4 protein-coding genes are annotated in these 6648 nt (G+C 69.8%); all 4 read right to left on the bottom strand.

Features of this window, described 5'->3' with window-relative positions; translation table 11 throughout:
* Window positions 1-294: 294 nt before the first annotated feature.
* The 4 genes from HXX10_RS26380 to kdpB all read right to left on the bottom strand — a co-directional run bounded on the left by HXX10_RS26380 (window position 295) and on the right by kdpB (window position 6635).
* On the bottom strand, window positions 295-981 hold the full coding sequence (locus HXX10_RS26380) for a response regulator transcription factor (RefSeq protein ID WP_296526302.1): 687 nt from the start codon (window positions 979-981) through the stop codon (window positions 295-297).
* Entirely contained in the window at window positions 978-3698 is a 2721-nt protein-coding gene (locus HXX10_RS26375; protein WP_296526301.1) for a sensor histidine kinase KdpD, read from the bottom strand. Before HXX10_RS26375 ends, HXX10_RS26380 begins: the two co-directional genes overlap by 4 nt.
* A gap of 31 nt (window positions 3699-3729) precedes the next feature.
* On the bottom strand, window positions 3730-4347 hold the full coding sequence (locus HXX10_RS26370) for a K(+)-transporting ATPase subunit C (protein WP_296526300.1): 618 nt from the start codon (window positions 4345-4347) through the stop codon (window positions 3730-3732).
* A gap of 164 nt (window positions 4348-4511) precedes the next feature.
* On the bottom strand, window positions 4512-6635 hold the full coding sequence (kdpB, locus tag HXX10_RS26365; RefSeq protein ID WP_296526299.1) for a potassium-transporting ATPase subunit KdpB: 2124 nt from the start codon (window positions 6633-6635) through the stop codon (window positions 4512-4514).
* Between the last annotated feature and the right edge of the window lie 13 nt (window positions 6636-6648).

Genomic DNA, 6648 nt, shown 5'->3' with positions numbered 1-6648 from the left:
TCCATTGGTGGTCAGACATCATAAATCCGAGCTGATCACCCGGAAACCGTATGATCCCGGCTTTTTCGCTTCACCACTGGTCATGGCCGGGTTTGTCCCGATTGTTCCTGAGATAGGACCCGGGGCACAGCCTATCGATCGTCATCGTCCGCGGAGGCGGACGATCCAGTAACCACGGCCGTAGAGTGTTTCATTTGAAACGCTGCGGAGTACTGGGTGCTCCGCCTTCGCGGAGCACGACGGGGTTGCCATGAGCACGAGGCATGCAGAGGCGGTGTGAGGGTCGCGCCCGGCTCACTCCGGGGCGCGCAGCCGGTAGCCGATGCCGGTCTCGGTGAGGATCCACCGCGGCCGCTCCGGATCGGCCTCGATCTTCTGCCGGAGCTGGCGGACATAGACGCGCAGATACTGCGCGTCCGTGTAGTCGTCCCACAGCCGGCCGAGCAGGAACTTGTGGGTCAGCACCTTGCCGGCGTGCTGCACCAGCAGGCGCAGCAGCTCGTACTCCTTGGGCGACAGCTTCACGTCGCGGTCGCCGACCCTGACGATCCGGCGGACGAGGTCGACCGAGAGCTCGTCGAGCCGGAACACCGGCCGCGCGCCCTGGACCTGGAGCTGGTGGCGCAGCGCCGCGCGCATGCGCGCCAACAGCTCCTCCATGCCGAACGGCTTGGTCACGTAGTCGTCGGCGCCGAGGTCGAGCGCCTGGACCTTGCCGGCCTCGTCGTCGCGGCTCGACAGCACCACCACGGGCACGTTCGGGTCCTGGGCCCGGATGCTGCGCAGCAGGTCGAGCCCGGCGATATCGGGCAGGCCGAGGTCGAGGATGATCAGGCCTGGCTTTTCGGCGAGGCGCGCCAGCGCCGACTTGCCGTCCTTCGCCTCGATCACGTCGTAGCCCTGGGTCTCGAGTCCCATGCGCAAAAGCTTGCGGATCGGCGGCTCGTCGTCGATCACCAGCACGGTCAGGGGCGTGGTCATGCGGCGGTGTCCAGGCGGGTCGACGCGGGGGGCACCGGCAGCGTGATGGCGAGCACGGCGCCCGACCGGTCGGTACGGTTGCCGGCCGTGATGGTGCCGTTCATGGCTTCGACGAAGCCGCGCGCGATGGCCAGCCCGAGGCCGGTACCGGCCCGCACGTGGTCGCCCTTCTGGGCACGGAAGAACTTGTCGAACACATGCTCGACATCGGCGGGCGGAATGCCGGGCCCCTCGTCGACGATTTCGATGCGCACCTGGTCGTTCTGGCGCGCCGCGATGATGTGCACCGTGGTGTCCTCGGGGGCGTATTTGGCGGCATTGTCGAGCAGGTTGAACAGCGCCTGCTCGAACAGCACGGCGTCGAGCGCCAGCATCGGCAGGTCGGGGGCCAGCATCACCTCGACCTTGTGCCTGACGAGGATCTTCGCGGCACGGCGCAACGCGCTACCGACGATCTCGCCGAGATCGTGCAGCGCCGTGTTGGGGGCGACTGCGCCGGATTCGAGCCGCGTCATGTCGAGCAGGTTGACGATGAACCGGTTGAGGCGCTCCGACTCGTCGATCACGGTGGCGATGAGCTCGGTCTTCTGCCGCGCATCGAGCGCGCCGGAGAGGTCGCGCAGCGTGCTGGCGGCGCCCAGCACGGCGGCGAGCGGCGTCTTGAGATCGTGCGAGATCGAGGTGAGCAGGGCGGCCCGCAGCCGGTCTGTCTCCAGGCTGCGTTTGGCCTGGTCGATGTCCTCGACCAGATGGACGCGCTCGATCGCCAGCGCCCCCTGGTCGATCAGCGCGTCGAGCAGCCGCCGCTCGTCCGGGGTCAGCAGCGGTCCGGGCTTGTCGCTGTCGATGCCGATCATGCCGACGGCGCCGCGCCCGGTGCGCATCGGCAGGAACAGCCGCGTCGCGCCGGGCAGCGTGTCGGAGCCGCGCCCGGCCGGCCGGTCGTTCTCCCACGCCCAGCTCGCCGCGGCGAGATCCTTGTCGTCGAGCCGGTCCTCGGGCGGATAGCCGGCCCTGACCGTGACCGTGCCGTCCTCGGGCAGCAGCACGACGACCCGCACCTTCAGCATCAGGGCGATCTGATAGGCGGTCGCCCACAGCACGTCGTCGAGCGCGCCGACGCCGGCGAGCTTGCGGCTGAAGCTGTAGAGCTGGCCGGTTTCTCGCGCGCGATCCATGGCGGCGACCGCCTGGGTGCGCACGCGCGCCGCGACGTTGGACACCAGAATCGCCAGCACGGTGAAGAAGAAGAACGCCGCGACATTGGTCGGGTCGGCGATCGTGAAGGTGTAGATCGGCGGTAGGAAGAAGAAATTGTAGCACAGCGACGCGGCGACGCTGGCGACCAGCGACGGCAGCAGTCCGTAGCGGACCGCGACACCGACCACGGCGGTGAGAAAGACGAGGTCGACGTTCTCGATCCCTAAATAGGGATGGATCAGCATGCCGACCGCGAGCGCCAGAGCGACTGCGCCAAGCGCGACGCCACAGGCCGCGAGATCGAGGTCGGTGCTGCGGGCCGCGGCCTTCACGGTCTTCTTGGGCACCGGTTCGCCGACGAGGTCGTCGCCGGCGATGACATGGACGCTGATGGTACCGGCGCGGCGGATCAGGTCGTGCACGACCGAGCCGTGCAGCATCTCGGCCCAACGCGACCGCGTCGACTTGCCGACGACGATCTGGGTGATGTTGTTCGCCTGAGCGAAGCGCACGATGTCGTCGGCCGCACGCTTGTCGCCGGGCGGAATCGTGATCGTCTCGGCGCCGAGCGTGCCGGCGAGCCGCAGCGTGTCGGCGATGCGGTCGCGTTTCTCGTCGTCGAGCCGGCGGACGCGGCGGCTCTCGACATGCAGCGCCGTGAACGGTGCGTGCAGCCGGTCGGACAGGCGCCTCGCATAGCGCACCAGGGCGGCGCCGCGCGGATCCGTGCCGACGCAGACCAGCACACGTTCGCCTGCCGCCCAGGGACCCGAGATGGCGCGCGCCTGCATCTGGGTGAGAAGCTGCTCGTCGACCCGCTCGGCGGTGCGGCGCAGCGCCAGCTCGCGCAGCGCCGTCAGCTTGGCGGGCGCGAAAAAATTCTCCAACGCGCGCTCCGCCTGGCGGGGGACATAGACCTTGCCCTCCTTCAGGCGCTGGATCAGGTCGTCCGGCGTGAGATCGACCAGCTCGATCGCGTCGGCGCGGTCGAACACGGCGTCCGGCACGGTCTCGCGGACTCTTATGCCGGTGATCTGGGCGACGACGTCGACCAGGCTCTCGATGTGCTGGATGTTGACCGTGGTGTAGACGTCGATGCCGTTGTCGATCAGCTCGGCGACGTCGAGATGGCGCTTGGGATGGCGGCTGCCGGGCGCATTGGTGTGGGCGAGCTCGTCGACCAGCACCAGCGCCGGCCGGCGCGTCAGCACGGCGTCGAGATCCATCTCGGCGAGGTCGTGGCCGCGGTAGGAGACGACCCGGCGCGGTACCACGGGCAGGCCGGCGAGGAGCGCCTCGGTCTCGGCGCGGCCGTGGGTCTCGACGACGCCGACCACCACGTCGACGCCGTCGCGCAGCTTGGCGCGGGCCGCCTCCAGCATGGCGTAGGTCTTGCCGACGCCGGGCGCGGCGCCGACGAAGATCTTCAGCCGGCCGGCGCGCGCCTCCTCCTGCCGGGCGGCCTCGAGCAGGGCCTCCGGCGACGGACGCGGCGGGTCGCGGCTCAGGTCGCTCATGCCCTCATCATACCAGCCCGGATCGGGCCGGTCACCGCGCGGCGGCGCGGGCGCCGGCCCGGTCCAGCGCCAGGTTGAGGGCGAGCACGTTCACGCGCGGCTCGCCGATCAGGCCGAGCTGGGGCGGCTCGACCTGCGCCTCGACCAGCCGGCGGACCTGGTCCTCCGGCAGGCCGCGGGCCTGGGCGATCCGGGGCACCTGGAACAGGGCGGCGTCGGGGCTGATCTCGGGGTCGAGGCCGCTGCCCGAGGTCGTCACCAGGTCGACCGGCACGCGCGCTGCGGGATTCTCCTTGCGCAGGGCCGCGAAGTCGTCGCCGAGGCGGTCGGCCAGCGCCTTGCTGGTCGGGCCGAGATTCGAGCCCATCGAGTTCGACGCATTGTACGGCGCCGGCACCGTCTTGGTCGCGTCGGCCGGGTCGGCCGCCGTGGTGGCCGAGAGCCGCCCGTGAAAGTAGCGCTCGCCCGTGAAGCTCTGGCCGATCAGGCTGGAGCCGACCACGTTGCCGTCGACGACGACGAGGCTGCCGGCCGCCTGGCTGGGGAACAGCACGCCGGCGAGGCCCGTCATGGCCAGCGGATAGGCGAGGCCGGTGAGGACCGTGAGCGTCACGGTCATCACCAGAGCGGGGCGAAGTTCTCTCAGCATGGTCAGTCGTCCTCGGAATGGATTCTGTTGTTTTGGTCATTCCGGGGCGCACCGAAGGTGCGAACCCGGAATCCAGACCCGAACTCCGAGTCTGCCGCTGGATTCCGGGTCCGACGCTTCGCGTCGTCCCGGAATGACGGAGTGCTGGGCATTCGATAGTCTCCTCAGACCAGGTGCAGGGCGGCGACGACCATGTCGATCGCCTTGATGCCGATGAAGGGCGTGACGACGCCGCCGACGCCGTAGATCAACAGGTTCCGGCGCAACAGCGGCCCGGCGCCGATCGGGCGGTAGCGCACGCCCTTGAGCGCCAGCGGGATCAGCGCGACGATGATCAGTGCGTTGAACACGATGGCCGACAGGATGGCGCTCTGTGGGCTCGACAGGCCCATCACGTTGAGCACGCCGAGCTGCGGATACACGGCCAGGAAGATCGCCGGCAGGATGGCGAAATACTTGGCCACGTCGTTGGCGATCGAGAACGTCGTCAGCGCGCCGCGCGTCATCAGGAGCTGCTTGCCGATCTCCACCACCTCGATCAGCTTGGTCGGGTTGGAGTCGAGGTCGACCATGTTGCCGGCCTCGCGGGCCGCCTGGGTGCCGGTGTTCATGGCGACGCCGACATCGGCCTGGGCGAGCGCCGGGGCGTCGTTGGTGCCGTCGCCGCACATCGCGACCAGCTTGCCCTTGGCCTGCTCCTCGCGGATCAGCCGCAGCTTGTCCTCCGGGGTCGCCTGGGCCAAGAAGTCGTCGACCCCGGCCTCGGCCGCGATGGCAGCCGCCGTCATGGCGTTGTCGCCCGTGATCATAACGGTGCGGATGCCCATGCGGCGCAGCTCGGCGAAGCGCTCGCGGATGCCGCCCTTGACGATGTCCTTGAGCTGGATGACGCCAAGCAGCCGGCCGTCCTTGGCGACGGCGAGCGGCGTGCCGCCGGCCTTGGCGATCTCCTCGGCGATCGCCGTCACCTCGCGCACGGCCTCCGGGCTGACGGTGGGCCGTAGCGCCGGGGCGACGGCGCCGGCTGCCGCCGCGGCGGCAGCCGGCGGTGCGCTGAGATAGGCCAGCACCGACTCGACGGCGCCCTTGCGAACCCAGGAGCCGCCGACCTCCATGCCGCTCATCCGGCTGTTCGCCGTGAACGGGATCGAGCGGCCGTGCAGCTCGGCGAGGTCGCGGCCGCGGATGCCGTGCTTCTCCTTGGCCAGCACCACGATGGAGCGGCCCTCCGGCGTCTCGTCGGCCAGCGAGGCGAGCTGCGCCGCGTCGGCGAGCTCCTGCTCGGAGACGCCGCGGATCGGCCGGAAGGCGGTCGCCTGCCGGTTGCCGAGCGTGATGGTGCCGGTCTTGTCGAGCAGCAGCGTGTCGACGTCGCCGGCCGCCTCGACGGCGCGGCCCGACATGGCGAGCACGTTGAAGCGCACCAGCCGGTCCATGCCGGCGATGCCGATGGCCGACAGGAGCGCGCCGATGGTGGTCGGGATCAGGGTGACGAACAGTGCCACCAGCACGACGATGGGCACCGCGCCGCCCGCATAGGCGACATAGCTCGGGATGCTCGCCACCGCGAAGACGAAGATGATGGTCATGCCGGCGAGCAGGATGTTCAGCGCGATCTCGTTGGGGGTCTTCTGCCGCGCCGCGCCCTCGATCAGGGCGATCATGCGGTCGAGGAAGGACGAGCCCTTGGCGGCCGTGATCCTCACCACGATCCGGTCGGAAATCACGGTGGTGCCGCCCGTGACGGCGGAGCGGTCGCCGCCGGACTCGCGGATCACCGGCGCGGACTCGCCCGTGATGGCCGCCTCGTTGACCGAGGCCATGCCCTCGATCACCTCGCCGTCGCCGGGCACGAGGTCGCCGGCCTCGACCAGCACGCGGTCGCCGAGCGCGAGATCGTCGGCCCAAACCAGCTCGTGCAGCTCCCGATTGTCCGGCAACAAGAGCTTCTTCGCCTTGGTCTGGGTGCGGGTCTCGCGCAGCGAGTCGGCCTGCGCCTTGCCGCGGCGCTCCGCCACCGCCTCGGCGAAGGTGGCGAACAGCACCGTGATCCACAGCCAGGCGACGATCTGGACCGTGAAGCCGAGACCCGGCGCACCGGTCGCGGCATCGCGAACGGCGAGGAGTGTCGCGAGCACGGCGACGATCTCGACCACGAACATCACCGGGTTCGTGTACAAAATGCGCGGGTCGAGCTTGCGCACCGCCGCGACCAGCGCAGGAGCGACGATCTTCCAGTCGAGCAGCGTCGACGCCGGCGCACGCTTGCGGATGGGGGAGGTTTTCATGGATTGCTCCGGG

Origin of the sequence: Rhodoplanes sp. (genome assembly GCF_013377085.1) — a bacterium.
Taxonomy (GTDB): domain Bacteria; phylum Pseudomonadota; class Alphaproteobacteria; order Rhizobiales; family Xanthobacteraceae; genus Rhodoplanes.
The sequence above is the reverse complement of the archived record's forward strand: the minus strand, read 5'-3'. Positions and strand labels throughout refer to the sequence as shown.

What these genes read in the sequence shown, in the direction of transcription:
- kdpB (WP_296526299.1), bottom strand. Translation starts at nt 6,635, where the DNA reads ATGAAAACCTCCCCCATCCGCAAGCGTGCGCCGGCGTCGACGCTGCTC.
- HXX10_RS26375 (WP_296526301.1), bottom strand. Translation starts at nt 3,698, where the DNA reads ATGAGCGACCTGAGCCGCGACCCGCCGCGTCCGTCGCCGGAGGCCCTG.
- HXX10_RS26380 (WP_296526302.1), bottom strand. Translation starts at nt 981, where the DNA reads ATGACCACGCCCCTGACCGTGCTGGTGATCGACGACGAGCCGCCGATC.
- HXX10_RS26370 (WP_296526300.1), bottom strand. Translation starts at nt 4,347, where the DNA reads ATGCTGAGAGAACTTCGCCCCGCTCTGGTGATGACCGTGACGCTCACG.